The organism is Planktothricoides sp. SR001 (assembly GCF_001276715.1).
Classification (GTDB): Bacteria; Cyanobacteriota; Cyanobacteriia; order Cyanobacteriales; family Laspinemataceae; genus Planktothricoides; species Planktothricoides raciborskii.
The window spans coordinates 17,603-33,157 of the sequence record NZ_LIUQ01000008.1; the positions used below are offsets into that span (position 1 = coordinate 17,603).

The 15,555-nt window shown below is 43.1% G+C and carries 16 protein-coding genes; 8 read left to right on the forward strand and 8 right to left on the reverse strand.

Going from position 1 to position 15,555, the window contains the following annotated elements; translation table 11 throughout:
* The first annotated feature begins 373 nt into the window (after nt 1–373).
* Nucleotides 374–1,144 carry a Uma2 family endonuclease gene (locus tag AM228_RS06860; protein WP_054465393.1) on the forward strand — a complete coding sequence of 257 codons (771 nt, stop codon included), beginning with the start codon at nt 374–376 and terminating at the stop codon, nt 1,142–1,144.
* 433 nt (nt 1,145–1,577) lie between these two features.
* Here the strand turns inward: AM228_RS06860 and AM228_RS36675 are convergent, their stop codons facing one another.
* The 3 genes from AM228_RS36675 to AM228_RS06865 all read right to left on the reverse strand — a co-directional run bounded on the left by AM228_RS36675 (nt 1,578) and on the right by AM228_RS06865 (nt 3,626).
* The gene (locus tag AM228_RS36675) at nt 1,578–1,745 is read right to left on the reverse strand and encodes a hypothetical protein (protein ID WP_354634957.1); all 168 of its coding nucleotides are present in this window, start codon (nt 1,743–1,745) and stop codon (nt 1,578–1,580) included.
* 67 nt (nt 1,746–1,812) lie between these two features.
* Nucleotides 1,813–1,965, reverse strand: coding sequence for a hypothetical protein (locus AM228_RS36680; RefSeq protein WP_354634956.1), 153 nt, complete (start codon nt 1,963–1,965; stop codon nt 1,813–1,815).
* Nucleotides 1,966–2,057: 92 nt separating this feature from the next.
* The gene (locus AM228_RS06865; protein WP_054465394.1) at nt 2,058–3,626 is read right to left on the reverse strand and encodes a carboxypeptidase M32; all 1,569 of its coding nucleotides are present in this window, start codon (nt 3,624–3,626) and stop codon (nt 2,058–2,060) included.
* A gap of 271 nt (nt 3,627–3,897) precedes the next feature.
* Here AM228_RS06865 and AM228_RS06870 point away from each other — a divergent pair, with 271 nt between their 5' ends.
* Entirely contained in the window at nt 3,898–4,284 is a 387-nt protein-coding gene (locus tag AM228_RS06870; RefSeq protein WP_054465395.1) for a nuclear transport factor 2 family protein, read from the forward strand.
* A 309-nt stretch (nt 4,285–4,593) separates the two neighbouring features.
* Here AM228_RS06870 and AM228_RS06875 read toward each other — a convergent pair whose 3' ends face one another.
* Nucleotides 4,594–5,223, reverse strand: coding sequence for a cell division protein ZapB (locus AM228_RS06875; protein WP_054465396.1), 630 nt, complete (start codon nt 5,221–5,223; stop codon nt 4,594–4,596).
* A 489-nt stretch (nt 5,224–5,712) separates the two neighbouring features.
* Between AM228_RS06875 and queF the strand changes: the two genes are divergently transcribed.
* The 6 genes from queF (at nt 5,713) to AM228_RS06900 (ending at nt 10,406) form a co-directional block, all read left to right on the forward strand.
* Entirely contained in the window at nt 5,713–6,087 is a 375-nt protein-coding gene (gene queF / locus AM228_RS06880; RefSeq protein WP_197285241.1) for a preQ(1) synthase, read from the forward strand.
* 170 nt (nt 6,088–6,257) lie between these two features.
* Nucleotides 6,258–6,830, forward strand: a complete 573-nt coding sequence (locus AM228_RS06885) for a Uma2 family endonuclease (RefSeq protein ID WP_054465397.1) — start codon at nt 6,258–6,260, stop codon at nt 6,828–6,830.
* A gap of 533 nt (nt 6,831–7,363) precedes the next feature.
* Nucleotides 7,364–8,614: an HhoA/HhoB/HtrA family serine endopeptidase gene (locus AM228_RS06890; protein ID WP_054465495.1), complete on the forward strand. Its 1,251-nt coding sequence runs from the start codon at nt 7,364–7,366 to the stop codon at nt 8,612–8,614.
* Between the two features lie 227 nt (nt 8,615–8,841).
* Nucleotides 8,842–8,979: a hypothetical protein gene (locus AM228_RS34985; RefSeq protein WP_156331594.1), complete on the forward strand. Its 138-nt coding sequence runs from the start codon at nt 8,842–8,844 to the stop codon at nt 8,977–8,979.
* Nucleotides 8,976–9,509: a peptide deformylase gene (gene def, locus AM228_RS06895; protein WP_054465398.1), complete on the forward strand. Its 534-nt coding sequence runs from the start codon at nt 8,976–8,978 to the stop codon at nt 9,507–9,509. Before AM228_RS34985 ends, def begins: the two co-directional genes overlap by 4 nt.
* A 90-nt stretch (nt 9,510–9,599) precedes the next feature.
* On the forward strand, nt 9,600–10,406 hold the full coding sequence (locus AM228_RS06900) for a hypothetical protein (protein ID WP_054465399.1): 807 nt from the start codon (nt 9,600–9,602) through the stop codon (nt 10,404–10,406).
* Nucleotides 10,407–10,526: 120 nt separating this feature from the next.
* Here AM228_RS06900 and miaB read toward each other — a convergent pair whose 3' ends face one another.
* The 4 genes from miaB to AM228_RS32010 all read right to left on the reverse strand — a co-directional run bounded on the left by miaB (nt 10,527) and on the right by AM228_RS32010 (nt 15,552).
* Entirely contained in the window at nt 10,527–11,867 is a 1,341-nt protein-coding gene (miaB, locus tag AM228_RS06905) for a tRNA (N6-isopentenyl adenosine(37)-C2)-methylthiotransferase MiaB (protein WP_054465400.1), read from the reverse strand.
* Between the two features lie 656 nt (nt 11,868–12,523).
* Nucleotides 12,524–14,497: a bifunctional aldolase/short-chain dehydrogenase gene (locus AM228_RS06910; protein WP_054465401.1), complete on the reverse strand. Its 1,974-nt coding sequence runs from the start codon at nt 14,495–14,497 to the stop codon at nt 12,524–12,526.
* Nucleotides 14,498–14,551: 54 nt separating this feature from the next.
* Entirely contained in the window at nt 14,552–15,253 is a 702-nt protein-coding gene (locus AM228_RS06915; RefSeq protein WP_354634952.1) for an HAD-IB family phosphatase, read from the reverse strand.
* Between the two features lie 122 nt (nt 15,254–15,375).
* The gene (locus AM228_RS32010) at nt 15,376–15,552 is read right to left on the reverse strand and encodes a hypothetical protein (protein WP_156331595.1); all 177 of its coding nucleotides are present in this window, start codon (nt 15,550–15,552) and stop codon (nt 15,376–15,378) included.
* Nucleotides 15,553–15,555 lie beyond the last annotated feature (3 nt).

The window sequence follows — 15,555 nt, forward strand, 5'->3', positions numbered from 1 at the left end:
AATCGACAAGGCTTTCCCAGGCTCACAAGCCAAGTGGCATTTTTAATGTTTTTTTGGGGGTTATTAACGTAATATCCAAGGAAAATTATGTATATTTTTATGTGAAAAAATATATATGATAAAAAAATGATTTATAATTACAATATGACTTACGCAAATTTCCATATATAAAGGGAATGCGTAAATCCTATATTACAGCGTTTTTCTACTGAGAAAACCACATATATTTGTAGGGGCAAAGCATGACCGCATATAATCTCTGGAACAAAATAAAAAATTTTGTACCAGAATGCTTCGCCCTTACGGATATTTGTGGTTTACCAACCTGAAAACCACTGTAGTATAATATAAGCCGTAAGATGGATAAGCAAAAATGGTTCTACAAATTCAACCTGTCAAACAAAAAACAGAACCAACTGTTACTTGGAATGCACTTCCGGCAGACTTTATTTTACCAGACGATCCTGTGGAGAATATTCAACAACCAATCCTCGCGGCAGCATTAACTGATGCTTTGGGATCCGCAGGATTAATCCAACCTCAAATGCTAATTGGTTCTAACTTTGGATTAGTTGCCACGATTAACAAAAAAATCATTGTTAAAGCCCCCGACTGGCTCTATGTTCCCCAAGTTAAACCCGTAGAAGCTGGAGTGATTCGTCGCAGTTATACCCCTAATTTAGAAGGGGATCCGGTGGCTGTGGTGATGGAATTTCTTTCAGATAATGAATGTGGAGAACTTTCGGTGCGATCGACTCCACCCTATGGCAAGCTCTATTTTTACGAGCAAATCCTTAAAGTCCCCACTTATATCACCTACGATCCTTATGAAACCAGTTTAGAAGTCCGCTGTTTGCAGAATGAAAAATATCATCTAATATCGGCGCTGGAAAATGGGCGCTATTGGATTCCCGAATTAGAGTTATTTTTGGGAATTTGGCACGGAGAAAGACTGGGACAAACTATCAACTGGTTGAGATGGTGGGATCGAGACGGAAATCTCTTATTATGGAGTAGTGAACAAGCGGAACAAGAACGCCAACGGGCGGAACAAGAACGCCAACGGGCGGAACAAGAACGCCAACGGGCGGAAAAATTCGCGGCTAAATTGCGCGAACTCGGTTTAGATCCCGATCGCATATAATACAGCACTTGTCAGATTTATGAAGTACAAAAAAACCCTGTCATTCCCGCGCGGGAATCCAGACAACCTCTGTACTTCCCGAACAATAATAACCGCTATATCTGAATTTTGCTCTAAATTATTTCGCTCCATAAAATAGTCAGGGAGAATAAATCCTCCCTGACTATTTTATGGTTAAAACGATCAAAAAAACGAGCCTGGTTAATCCAGACTCGTGGAAATAAATATCTAGGTAGTTGATTGACTCAAGGAGCTTGAAAAAACTTCAAGAGTAATGGTAGATTACTGGCAGGGTTGCATTAGATCCGGATAGTTTTTGAATTTTTTTTCCTCAGCCAGATATTTTTACGAGTGTTGTAGGGTGTAGGGTTTAGGGTAAAATAATTGACTATCACGAATTGATAATTACTAATTGTCAATTTGTGTCAGTGATTTACCGTTGCAAATGCTCTTGCAAAAGATTTTTGGCTCGTTGCTTATAAATCAAATAAAACAGTACCTCAAGATACCGCAATAAATCTTCCCAGTTTTCTTTAGAGGTATAATTCCAGAAACCAGAAATCATCGCTTCGAGAATAGTTAAACAGAAGGCTTCAAACAAAGCGGGTTGGACAAAAATTACTTTACCCGATCTTCACTGCGGGTGTAGGGAAAGTAAACGGTTTCATTCACCCCTGGGGCACCACATTAAATTTAGGAGAAAATAAATCGATGCCGTCGATTACATGATACAAATCCGGTATGGTGAATCGTTGGTAAGATTCATATTGACCGACCCTATCGGAGGTGCCAACAATTTCTTGATAGGTGCGGCTAATCACTTGGCAGAATTCATGGCAATTAAGTCATAATTCTTGCCCGTATAGGTTACTAAACAGATACTTGGATTTTTCCAAAGCATGAACCACATTACTTAATGATTAATTTCCTGCCCTATATCTTTACCAAGGTTAAAGGAGTTTAAATCATATAGACCATGATATTTTTGGTAAATATATGTAATAAAAGGTTCAATGGTCAGCGGTTGACCTGTGACTCTTTCCAGCAATTCATTGGGGGTATATTTACTACCATGTTGATAGATATTCTCTTTGAGCCACTGATGTAAAGTATCGAATTTTCCTTGTTCAATATCTACTGTGATTGCCGGGTTGCGGCGGATGGCTGTTTGATAAATTTGGGCGGCGATCGCATTGCCCAAAGTGTACCCTTGAAATTGCCCACCAATTAAACCGCTATACCAATGAACATCTTGCATTACTCCGTCGCGATCGCCTTGGGGGCGAATCCCTAAATCAGACTCATAGCGTTGATTCCAAGCTTCGGGTAAATCTTGTATGGTTAATTTACCTGCTAATAAGTCTAATTCCAATTCAAAGCGGATCGCCACATGAAGATTATAAGTCACTTCATCGGCATCAGTTCTAATCAGCGATCGCTCAACTTTATTAATCCCGCGATAAAATTGATCGACACTGATATGCTTCAATTGGTTGAGAAAAACTCCTTGTAATTGGGGATAGAAATAACCCCAAAAACCGCGACTGCGACCGATCGTATTTTCCCACAACCGAGACTGACTTTCGTGAATTCCCGCAGAGGTGCCATTCGCGAGAGGACTGCCTTCATAACTGGGGCAAATTCCTTGTTCATAAAGCGCATGACCCGTTTCATGGATACTACTAAATAGGGCTTGACTAAAGTCATTTTCATACACCCTAGTAGTGATCCGCACATCCCCAAGGGAAAATTTGGTCATAAACGGATGTAGAGTTTTGTCTTGACGACCTCGGTTAAAATCATAACCCAAACTGGTTACAACTTTCCGAGTAAAATTAAGTTGCTGATGTTCAGGAAAATGCTGATGCAAAAAAGAATTGTCTATGGGAGGTTGAGAGGCGATCGCCTCCACCAAATGGATTAACTTTGACTTTAAATCCGTAAACAGGGGACGTAATTGAGCCACCGTCATCCCATAATCATAAAAATCAATCAACGGGTCAGCAATATGTTCATAACCGGGGAAAAAACTAGCCATTTCTTGGCTTAACTCTAAATTTTTTTCTAAATAAGGTTGAACTGCCCGAAAATCATTTTCAGCCCGCGCTTTTGCCCAAACTGCGTAAGTAGCGGAATGGTGTTTTGACATTCGCGCCATAAATTCTTCCGGGACTTGTATTGCCTTCTGGTACTTGCGACGGGTGACACGAATTAAACTCGCAGCGTCTGAATCATACTCCAGACTCTCCTCATAAGATTTTAAATCTTCCAGGAGTTCTCCCAAAGCAGGATCCGTGAACTTTTGATGAGCAATTTGTCGCAAAGTCGCTATTTGCCGACCTCTAGCCGTGGCCCCTCCAGGGGGCATATAAGTCGCCTGATCCCAGTACAACAGCCCTGCGGCTGAGGTAATATCATTAATTTCTAACAAACGGGCTTTGAGGGTTTCGTATTTAGACGCGATCGGATGAAAATTCTGCATAAACGGAAAGACGTGAACAGCTAGGGCTTGATTTGGCGACAATTACACAGCCAAGATATGATGATTATATCTGGTGATTATATCTGGTGATTATATCTGATGATTATATCTGATGATTATATCTGATGATTATATCTGATGATTATAAACCAAATTTCGCGAGCCTAGATAAGTGAACGGCAATTGAAGGGCAATTGAGCAATGAATCAATTTATCGGGCATTGATGGCTCCTTCTCATGTATCAGCGTCAGTCCTTATGGAGAGTTAACTATGAGTAACCAGCAAGAACTTTTGGCGGCAAACGAGGCATTTTATCGGTGTTTTGAGAAAAAGAATCTGGAAACTCTTGCGGAAATTTGCTCCCACGGGGCAACTACGATTTGCATTCACCCAGGGAGGAATGCCCTGCGAGGTTGGGAGAATATTCGCAACTCTTGGGCACAAATATTTAAAAATACCAATTATCTGGAAATTGAAACCGAGATTATTAGTGTAGAACTCAATGGAAATTTCGGTTATATCGTCCTGATTGAAAATTTATTTCAGGTGGTGCGAGGCCGGAAATTAGCAGCCCAATCTATGGCCACTAATATTTTTGAATATATGGGGGGCAAATGGTATTTGATCCATCATCATGGTAGTCCAATTATGAAATGATTGTTGTTGATTGTTGTTGATTGTTGTTGATTGTTGGGTAGGGATTCTTTGGGTAGGGATTCTTTGGGTAGGGATTCTTTGGGTAGGGATTCTTTGTTGGTTGTTGGTTGTTGGGTAGGGATTCTTTGTTGGTTGTTGGTTGTTGGGTAGGGATTCTTTGTTGGTTGTTGGCGAACAGTAAGAACTAATAACTAAGAACTAATAACTAATAATTAATAATTAATAATTAATAATTAATAACTAATAACCAACAACGGTCAGCCCCCGTACAGACGGAGGCAAACAAATAGCCTTTTGACCAATCACAAATCACTCTTGATTCGGTTGCATGAGTGGGCGGATCAGGAAGAAGCCAACCCCAAACGCAGAAACCACAATCAAGAAGATGCAGACAAATAGCCACAGTCCACCGACTTCTGAAGACTTGGGGGAACGGGCAACTCGGCGCGGACGGGGTTCTGGCTGTTCGGTAAATAAGGCTTCTGGGCGATCGCTGAGTCCGCCCGGTTGACCTGTGGCAAATGGAGAGACAAAGGGAATTGCCGAGGAAGCAACGGCAGCCGCTGCACTATTGGCGCTCATATTGGCTTTCATGGGGTTGGTAGCCGCCGACGGGAGGCGATCGCCTTCTGGGGGGGTAGCAGGAGAAATGCTTGGGGGCATTGAAGTGGCAGTCGCAAAACTGGCACTGATGCTTTGAGGAGAAATGCCTGTCACCTGCTGCAAATGCATCACCGAATTAATAATATTTTCAATTTCTTGGCGGAGTTGCTGATTTTCCTGGTTTAACTCGCGATTTTCTTGCTTCAGGGCGTTTAAATGGGCTTGGGTGGTTTGCAACTCTGCCATCACTTCTCGATATAGAGAAATGGGTACAGAAGGAGAGTAGGTTTGAGTGGTTGGTGGCGTAGAGTTAGCCGGAATAGTAGCATTTTTCATAGGACTGAGTATGTTTAAGGACAGAATTAAAGCCAAATTTGAGGGGTCAATTTTATAGTTGCTGACCTCCTGTACCCCATTGTAACCTGGTTATTTCTCCAGATGGCAGATGGAAGTATTACGATAGATTACTGGTGTTAAGGATGTCACCGATACCCCCTGAGTCCGTTCTTGTCTCCGATTAGAGCAATCCTAGGGCTGATTCGTCAAGCAATTGCCACAAAATGCCGTTTTGATGCGGTTTTGTTGTGGCACCTGTGACGCACCGGGATGGTTAGGCCAATTTCTCAGGGCGATGCCTGCCCCAATTTTACTCAGGTATATACTCAGGTATATACTCAGGTATAAACGAAGAAAGTTGGCACTTTTGTCTATTATGTAGCATTTATTGGTGAGTTATTGATGAGCATTAGTCATTCGCAAATGGAAACTGAGTTAGTAGCACAATCTCAAAATGGTGAGAGTCAAGCAAATTTTTTCAACCCCCAGATGAAGTACGGGGAACGAGAGATTCTTGAAGGACAATTGATTACTTTCCCCAATCCTCGCGTGGGTCGAAGATATGAAATTCAAGTAACTTTACCAGAGTTTACTTGTAAATGTCCTTTTTCAGGATATCCAGATTTTGCCACTATTTATATTACTTACATTCCCGATCAAAAGGTGGTAGAACTGAAGGCAATTAAGTTGTATATCAATCAATACCGCGATCGCTATATTTCTCACGAAGAATCCGTCAATCAAATTCTCGATGATTTTGTCGATGCTTGTGACCCGTTAGAAATTACCATCAAAGGCGATTTTAATCCCCGTGGTAATGTCCATACGGTAATTTCCGTCAAACATGAGAAAAAGATAGATTAACCTCGATCTATCTGTAGGTAATTTTGCATTAATAAGGTTGATTTACTAATGCCAAATTACCTATAACAGTTAAATAATCATCACTTAATTTTTTATTTTATATTCCCTATTTTATATTCCCTATTATTTTATATTCCCTATTCCCTCTTTTCTCTCTTATCCTTCCTAATATGGCTACTTTAAGAATTCCCCATCAATTCCAATTAACCCAAGAACAATTTGAGCAATTAGCCAGAGTTAACCGAGATTTACGGTTAGAAAGAACCGCGACTGGAGAACTGATGATTATGCCCCCAACAGGAAGTATTACAGGCAATCTTAATTTAGATATTGAAGGACAGCTTTGGCTGTGGAATCGCCAAACTAAATTAGGTCAAGCGTTTAATTATTCCACAGGATTTCATCTCCCAAATGGGGCAAATCGCTCTCCTGATGCTGCGTGGGTTAGTCAGGAAAGATGGGACAGTCTAACCGCAGAACAACAAGAAGGTTTTGCCCCTTTATGTCCCGATTTTGTGGTGGAATTACGTTCTGCGGCTGATAATTTAAAGCCACCGCAAGAGAAAATGCAAGAATATTTGGATAATGGAACTCGTTTAGGGTTTTTGATTGACCGCAAACATAAAAAAGTGGAAGTTTATCAACCCAATCAAGCGGTGAAAGTATTGGATTGTCCGAATAGTGTGTCAGGAGCGGAAGTTTTACCTGGTTTTATTTTAGACTTGACAGAAGTCTGGAAATAATCGATATCGTAAAATTAAGATTACAGAAGACAAGTATCCAAGTCTTCAAGGATTATTTTATCCCCCACACAAAATCTCGCTGATAGATGAATATGAGCGAATGGGCTGGCACCCCAAGCGGATCTGGATTCTGACTGGATGCCCTGGGTGACAAATCAGTATCAAGGCAGGGGCGATCGCAGTGGCTATAACCAAAAGCCCACAAAGGCAATTAGATGGCTCTAATCTATCCGGGGACTTGCCATCATTGATTTTTCAGCGGTTTCATCAGGTAATCCTGACTTAGCAACACTCTTAGGTATCTGCCCCCTCATACTTAAGTATAAATTTTTTCTACTATATAATTGAAATCTAGTTTTACAAATTTGCTCTGAATCGGCCTAAAACAATTAGGCTCAGACAATTAGGCTCAGAGAAGAGGCGGAGGGCGGCTTGTTCGGTAAACTTAATTGAGAATGGCGATCGCTGATGCAGATCAAATTGTCTGGGGGCGAATAGTAAACCACCTTTGTTTAAATTTGGCTAGGATTTTCATGGATAGTTCGGGAAAACGTAACTTGTGGGGCAAATTTTCGTGGAAACAATCAGCACTATATCTCCTGCTGCTGTTGATGGGGTTAGGAGGGGGTTTTGGGGTTCACCAAACGTTATCCAGTTCCCGGTTTTTCTGGGAATCCAAGGAAACCACGATTCCCGAAACAAATCGTCCGTTTTCTTTATCCACTAGAACTGAATCCTCAGAACAGGGAAATTTATTGGCTAATCCGATAGAACCCAATTTTATTGTGCAAGCAGTGGATCGGGTGGGTGCGGCGGTGGTGCGAATTAATGCAGCGCGAACGGTCAGCAGTCAAGTCCCGGCACCATTTAACGATCCGTTTTTTGGTCGGTTTTTTGGGATACCTACGGAACCTCAAGAGCGAGTTGAGCGGGGTACTGGCTCTGGTTTTATTATTAGTGATGATGGCCAAATTCTCACTAATGCCCATGTGGTGAATGGCACCGATACGGTGCAGGTGATTCTCAAAGATGGCCGCATTTTTGATGGAAAAGTCCTGGGGCAAGATGCGGTGACGGATGTGGCGGTGGTGAAAATTGAAGAGACTAACTTGCCAAAGGTGACTTTGGGGGATTCGGAACATTTGCACCCCGGAGAATGGGCGATCGCGATCGGCAATCCTCTGGGTCTGGATAACACTGTAACCGCCGGAATTATTAGTGCGATCGGGCGATCGAGTCGGGAAGTGGGAGTCCCAGATAAGCGCGTCGGCTTTATTCAAACCGATGCGGCGATTAATCCGGGCAACTCTGGCGGCCCATTACTTGATGCCCAAGGGCAAGTGATTGGCATGAATACGGCCATTATTAGTGGAGCCCAAGGGCTGGGTTTTGCTATTCCCATTAATGCAGCGCGGAAAATTGCCCAACAAATTATTACTACGGGTCAAGCCCAGCATCCGTTTTTGGGAATTGAAATGATGACCCTAAATAAGGAACTCAAGGAAGATATCAACCAAGATTCTAGCAGTGACATGGCGATCGCCGTGGATCAAGGAGTCTTAATCATGCGCGTAGTACCCAATTCCCCCGCTGCCGCTGCCGGAATGCGTCTCGGCGATGTGATTCAAAAAATCGGCGATCGCGAAATCACCAAATCAGAAACCGTCCAAGAAATTGTTCAACAAACGGAAGTAGGAGATTTATTAACCATTGAAATCAACCGCAACGGCAAAACCATCACTCTAGATGTTGCCCCCGGAAATCTTCCTTCGGAAAGCAATTAAGCCCCTGTGGGGTGTAGGGTGTAGGGGATCTCTTGTGCGGGGGAGCGGAGGGGCAGAGGAGCAGAGGAGATGAGGGGATGAGGGGCAGAGGAGTTTCAGGAGAGAGTGAATAGTGAACAGGGAACAGGGAACAGGGAACAGGGAACAGGGAATAGGGAATAGGGAATAGGGAATAGTGAATAGTGAATAGTGAATAGTGAATAGTGATACTTCTTTTGTACGGGCGAATGGCCAGAAAGCCCCTACGACTTTTCACTTGTACGGGCGAATGGCCAGAAAGCCCCTACGACTTTTCACTTTTAACTGTTCCCCGTTCCCCAACCAACCAACAACCAACAACAACCAACCAACAACCAAGCTTATGACTCAAGTGCTGACTATCGCCCAATTAGGTAATCCCATTTTGCGGCAAATTGCCCAACCGATTAATCAAATTAACGATGCCAAAATTCAAAATTTAATTGATGATTTAATTGCCACGATGACCCCCGCCAATGGTGTCGGAATCGCCGCACCACAAGTGTCTGAATCCCACCGCATTATCATTGTAGCATCGCGGCCTACCCTGCGTTATCCCAGCGCCCCGCTGATGGAACCCACGCCCATGATTAATCCTCAAATCATTGACCATTCTGCTGAAATTGTCAAAGGTTGGGAAGGCTGTTTGAGTATTCCGGGAATTCGCGGCTTAGTCCCCAGATATCAAACCACTGAAATCGCATACATTGACCAATACGGCCAACCACAAAAACAAGAATTAACCGGATTTGTGGCCAGAATTTTTCAACATGAGTTCGATCATCTTGAGGGAATGCTATTTATAGACCGAGTAGAAACTACGCGGGATTTGATGACGGAAGAAGAGTATCAAAAGCAACTCGTACAACAATTGTAGCGATCGCTTATAGCATCACCCCTAATCTTAACCCTTACACATCAACACCAAACAAAGAAAATTTACTACTTAATTCACCTGGACAAATATATGAATAAAAAGTTACCGATTCAGCTTTTAATAATTATGGGGATATTATTCAGCTTTTGGCTCGGATATTTGCTGGGAAGCAACAAACCGATTACTCCCAAGGAGCAAGTTTTACATGATAAAAATCAGGAAAGACAAGCCGCTGCGGAAAAAAATTCTGAGTTATTTGACACTATTTTAAAACGTTCTTATTCAAAAGCAATTCAAGATGCCAAAAATGCGGAAAAAACAGAAGTTTTGACAGATTTATGGCCGATATCAGCGGAAAATACGAAGCTAGTTAAGAAAGCTAAGGAAGAAGAAGAAAAAATTCTGGTGCTTACATGGACATCATGGGATGGCTATGATAATAAAGTCGATTCATCGATGACTTTAAGCCGGGAAATTTGGGTCACGGCAGTTCCCCAAGTCCAGCAATTTTGTCAAGAGTTAAATATGTCACCCAGTGATTTAACCCTGAGATTAGAACAATATTTAGGCTTACCGGCAAATAATGGTAAAACTAAGTTTGTAGAAATGTGGGTAAAACCTGCGGATATGTTTCGCCCTTGTCCCGACCCAGAAATTGATGATACCCAATGTAATTTGGGGTTTACGGAAACCGTAGATCCAGAACATAAACAATGGATAGAAAATCTGATGTCATCCTCTTATAAGGAAAATGGTTTTCCTTGGACAAGATTAGGCTATACTTATGATTGGGGTCGCGTTGATAGCGAGGTGGGTGCTAGTGAATTTATTGTCAAACAAGGGGCTGAAGTGACGATTAAATCGGTGCAAAATACCGCAGAATATTGTAGTGAATAGTTATTAGTTGTTAGTTGTTAGTTGTTGGTTGCTCGTTGGTAGTTATATAGCAAAACCAGTAACAAACAACTAACAACTAACAACTAACGACTAACGACTAACAACTAACAACTAACAAAATTAAATTGGCTGACCCGTTAAACTAAAGGGACGCACTTCCGTAATTTTTACTTTAATTAAATGACCTTTGAGTTGATTGATATCGCCGTCAAAAAATGTCAGCCGGTTGCTACGAGTCCGTCCCATGACTTGAGTGGGTTGTTTGGGATTTATGTCTTCTACGAGCACTTCTTCAATGCGTCCCATATATCGCTGCGATCGCTCTGCGGCTTTTGTTCCCACTAAGTGATTCAACCGTTGGAGGCGATCGCTTTTCACCTCTTCACTTAATTGATTTTCCCACAGGGCTGCGGGAGTTCCTGGACGGGGAGAATAGGCAGCAGTATTTAACTGGTCAAAGCCAATATCTTCGACTAATTTCAGAGTATTTTCAAACTGTTCCTCAGTCTCCCCAGGAAAACCGACGATCGCATCCGCACTAATCGCCGCATCGGGGATATAATAGCGAATCTTATCAATAATTTGGCGATATTTCTCGTGAGTATAACCCCGCGCCATTGCCTTAAGAACATCATTATCTCCCGACTGAAAAGGAATGTGAAAATGTTCACAAACTTTCGGCAACTCTGCACAAGCCCGAATTAACCGTTCGGTAAAATAACGCGGGTGACTGGTAGCAAATCTAATCCGCTCAATTCCCGGCACATCATGGACAAAATAGAGCAAATCTGTAAAGGTATGTAAATGAGAACCATTGGGTTTTGTTCCCGGCAAATCTCTGCCGTAAGCATCAATATTTTGCCCCAATAATGTCACTTCTTTATAACCTTGGCGGCCTAATTCCTCCATTTCAGCGCGAATCGCTTCTGGGGTGCGGGACTGTTCCACCCCACGCACTGACGGCACCACACAATAAGTGCAGCGTTCATTGCAGCCATAAATCACATTTACCCAAGCCGTCACCCGACTATCCCGGCGAGGTTTAGTGATATCTTCCATAATGTGAATTGGTTCCGTGGCCACCACCTGATTGCCCGCAAACACATCTTCCAGCAAATCTTGCAGCCGGTTCGCGTGTTGCGGCCCCATTACCAAGTCTAATTCTGGCACCCGACGCATCAGCGCTTCCCCTTCCTGTTGGGCGACACAACCGGCCACAATTAAGGTTAAATCCGGTTGTTCTTGCTTGCGCTTGGCTTGTCGGCCTAAATAAGAATAAACTTTCTGTTCGGCGTTATCCCGAATCGTACAGGTATTGTAGAGAATTAAGTCCGCTTGGTTGGGGTCTTCAACGAACTCTAGGCCCATATCTTCTAAGATACCAGCCATGCGCTCGGAGTCAGCTTTGTTCATTTGACAGCCGAAGGTTGTAATGTGATAGCGGCGATGGGTTTGAGTCATAATTTCTAGTTTCTTTCAGTTTGCTGAAAGACAGAGGTTAATTAATTAAGCAAGAGGCAACAAACTACAAGCAATATTTTACTGTATGTTGGTGAGCAAGGCAACGGCTACGGTGTCGATTTGCCTAAAATGATGAATTTTATTAATGGGAAAACTTTTATGTATTTTATTTTTAAAATAGTCCTTGGCCGCCAATTCATAATAGTTTGAATCCGATGATAATTTTGGGGTCAGAATGGGGAAATGGTGGGACGGGGTGAGTAGGCGATTCGATTAGGGACAAGGCATTGCCCTTTGCTTACGACTGATGGGAAATTGGTATATGATATCAAGTCCGGTTGATCGGTTATAAAAACAATCCTCTCTCATTAAGATGGATTCCCGCATATAGCGCTCCAAGGGCGCATGATCCGAAGGAAGGAAGCGGTTCGGGACAGTAGGGGCGAATGCGAGAACGCCCCTACGTGAATAATCAGCGAATACACGGACTTGATATTACTGGGTTTCTCTATTTTAAGTGATTATGCGGACATGATATGAAACAGGTGAGAAGCCAGAAACCGGGTTTCTTTTTATCCCAGAAACCCGATTTCTTGTTGGTGAGGTTTTGGGGGCGATCGCCTTGCCAGAAACTGGTTTTTTTTGGTTTCTTGCGCCTAAATCACCCGCTCATTGCCCCCATCAACCGGGATATGAGCCGCTGTAGTTTTGGCAAACAATGACCCACACATTTCAGCCGCTAATTCGGCAACATCATGGCTGGTTACTTCTACTTTTAAGACATTATTAGTCTTATATTCTTGTACCGTTAAACCATAATATTCAGCACGAGATTTTAACACCTCTTCCGTCCAAAGTCCGGTATCAAATACGGCATTGGGGTGAATGGAATTAATCCGAATATTATCCGCACCCCATTCTAAGGCCGCCACTCGCGCTAATTGGTTTAAGGCGGCTTTAGATGCAGAATAAGCCGCCGCCCCCGGCCCAGGAGCACTGACATTTTTAGAACCAATCACCACGACTCGCCCGCCGTTGGGTGCTAATTTTAGAAATGGGTGGCATTCGCGCATTAAGGTCAGGTTGGCATCGAGGTTGATGGTCATTACTTTTCGCCACTGTTCCGTTGCCAGGGAGTCAATCCGGCAACCCCCAGGAAAAATTCCCGCATTGAGGATTAAAATATCGATGCCGCCAAATGCCCGAACTGCTTTTTCGATCGCCTCGGTAATCGCTTTTTCGTCGGTGACATCACAGGGAATGCCGCAAAAGTCCGGGCGTTTATGAAGTTCTTGAATTGCTGGGTTAATATCTAAGCCAACTACCGCTGCCCCCCGTTGCAGTAAAGAGGCGACACAAGCTTTACCAATTCCCGACGCGGCGCCTGTAACCAGGGCAATTTCTCCGGTAAACATGGGCGCTTTGCCGCCGCTGCGGAGTTTGGCTTGTTCTAAATCCCAATATTCCACATCAAAAATATCTTGGCTGGGGAGGGCTTGGTAGCCGCCGAGTTTGGTGGCTGCGGCGATAACATCCATTGTGTGATGGTAAATGTCGGCGGCGATCGCGGCATCTTTGGCGGTTTTGCCCAAGGTGAGCATTCCTAATTCTGGGTCAAGAATGACGCGAGGGGCGGGGTCAAGCATGGTTTTGGGTTGTTTGGCGGTGGCGCTATATTGGGCAAAATAAGTTTTGTATGCGGCTACATAGGCGTTGATATCAGTCCCAACCATTGGCAACTGTTTTGTTCTAATTACATGATCGGGAGTTGCTGGGCCTTGTTGGGAAATTTGCCCTAAGTCTTTTCGCTGCACAAAAGCCAAGGCGCGATCGCTTCGATCTTGGGTGATAATCATGGGAAATCCGGCCACTTCTGAGACTTCACGGCGCAATTTGGCTAAAGTTTTGCTGACAGGTAGATCGCTTTTGACCACTGGGGGCAAAGGATTTTCCCAAGCGCTATAAGCTTTTAAATAATCTTCCGCCATTGAGACTAATTGAATCATCCGTTCGTAGGATTCTTGGGCGGTTTCCCCAAAGGAAAACATTCCATGATTCATTAATAGCATTCCGATGGTATTTTTTCCGGCTTCAGCAGGAAAGTTTTCGGCGCAAAACCGGGCTAAATCAAATCCGGGCATCACGTAAGGAATGATGACTATTTTATCCCCATAAATTTCTTGCACTCGATCTAATCCGTTGGGTGTGTTGGTGACAGCAATTACCGCGTCTGCATGGGTATGATCTACATATTTATAAGGCAGAATAGCATGGAGAATAGTTTCTACAGAGGGGGATGGGGCAGAAGCGCGAGTCATCTGAGTTTTTAGTTCGTTGACCATTTGCGGATCTGACAAATATTCTAGTTTTGCCAGTGCTAATAAATGCCGCATTTTTACTGGGGAAAAACCCGCTGATTCAATGGTGGCTAAATCCCAGCCACTGCCTTTGACATAGAGGATATCTTCCTCTTCTCCGAGGATATTTTTTTCCCGAATTTTGACTGAGGTGTTGCCTCCACCATGCAATACTAAGGTGCGATCACGCCCTAATAAACGGGACGTATAAACCCGTTGGGCTAAGTCTCCTTGATATTCAGCCGCTTCTAGATCGTTCCACAAACTTTTCATGGTTATTCCTCTGTATATTTGGTGATAATATGATAATGATAATCCTGAATAGGATTATTTTACAGCAGGGCGAAGGGGAGAAGCATGACCGGATGAAATTGCGGTCGGTAAATAATTGGCTAAATAATCCCGGACATCAAAAAAATTCTCCCAGGGAATGTAAGACTTTTGCTGGTCTTCTAAATACTGAATTAGACGACTTTGGGCAAAGACTAAATCCGCTTGCATGGCCATGTTTAAATCCGTGACCGAATCGCCGATCGCGATCGCTATGTCAGGATGATATTGGGCAATTACTTTGACTTTATCCAGTAATTCAATTTCACCGATAAAGCCAGAACTTAGGTGTAAATATTCCCCACTGGGGTCAACGTCTAAAGCATAAATCGCCTCAACGCGATCGACTAAATCACCTAACACAGTTTCTACCATAAAACGGAGACCCCCAGAAACCACCACCAGGGGAATATTCAGATTGGCCAAAAGATCTAATAATTCCACGAAGCCTGAGCGAATTTTTTTACTCCGAGAAACTTCTAACATTTCTGGATAGCAGGAGGCTGGAATCGATTCCCAGACTTGGGGAATTCCTACTTTCAGGGGCAAGGTGCGATCAAAAATTTTGGGCAAAATTTTGGCGGAGATTTCTGGGGCAAATTGAGTCATCATGGCCACAGCGGTTTCTTCTTCGGTGATGGTGCCATCAAAATCACAAAAAACCATAATTTTTGGTGATTTATTCAATGCTTGATTCACGGTTTTACTCAAAAATAAACTAAGTAGTTAATTTTACAGGTCTGAGGGTCGTTTTTTCAATTGCCCATTGATTCAAAAAGCTTAATTATAGACCAATGGATCTTTATGAGTAGGATCGCCGATCAAAAGTCAGGGTTCAGGGGCGATCGCTGATGGCTGACCGCTAATGGCCTGACTACTGGCAATTTTGCGGAATCTTTGCCAAGATAGCCTAGACTTAGGATATCATGTGAAAATTCGGCTAAATTTACCACATCTAGCCATGATGTCGTCTTTTTTTTCAAGCCGTAATTTATCACTGT

Excerpts from the sequence above, each read along its gene's own strand:
- AM228_RS06860 (WP_054465393.1), top strand. The coding sequence starts at position 374 with ATGGTTCTACAAATTCAACCTGTCAAACAAAAAACAGAACCAACTGTT.
- AM228_RS06865 (WP_054465394.1), bottom strand. The coding sequence starts at position 3,626 with ATGCAGAATTTTCATCCGATCGCGTCTAAATACGAAACCCTCAAAGCC.
- AM228_RS06870 (WP_054465395.1), top strand. The coding sequence starts at position 3,898 with ATGAGTAACCAGCAAGAACTTTTGGCGGCAAACGAGGCATTTTATCGG.
- AM228_RS06875 (WP_054465396.1), bottom strand. The coding sequence starts at position 5,223 with ATGAAAAATGCTACTATTCCGGCTAACTCTACGCCACCAACCACTCAA.
- queF (WP_197285241.1), top strand. The coding sequence starts at position 5,713 with ATGAAGTACGGGGAACGAGAGATTCTTGAAGGACAATTGATTACTTTC.
- AM228_RS06885 (WP_054465397.1), top strand. The coding sequence starts at position 6,258 with ATGGCTACTTTAAGAATTCCCCATCAATTCCAATTAACCCAAGAACAA.
- AM228_RS06890 (WP_054465495.1), top strand. The coding sequence starts at position 7,364 with ATGGATAGTTCGGGAAAACGTAACTTGTGGGGCAAATTTTCGTGGAAA.
- AM228_RS34985 (WP_156331594.1), top strand. The coding sequence starts at position 8,842 with ATGGCCAGAAAGCCCCTACGACTTTTCACTTGTACGGGCGAATGGCCA.
- def (WP_054465398.1), top strand. The coding sequence starts at position 8,976 with ATGACTCAAGTGCTGACTATCGCCCAATTAGGTAATCCCATTTTGCGG.
- AM228_RS06900 (WP_054465399.1), top strand. The coding sequence starts at position 9,600 with ATGAATAAAAAGTTACCGATTCAGCTTTTAATAATTATGGGGATATTA.
- miaB (WP_054465400.1), bottom strand. The coding sequence starts at position 11,867 with ATGACTCAAACCCATCGCCGCTATCACATTACAACCTTCGGCTGTCAA.
- AM228_RS06910 (WP_054465401.1), bottom strand. The coding sequence starts at position 14,497 with ATGAAAAGTTTGTGGAACGATCTAGAAGCGGCTGAATATCAAGGAGAC.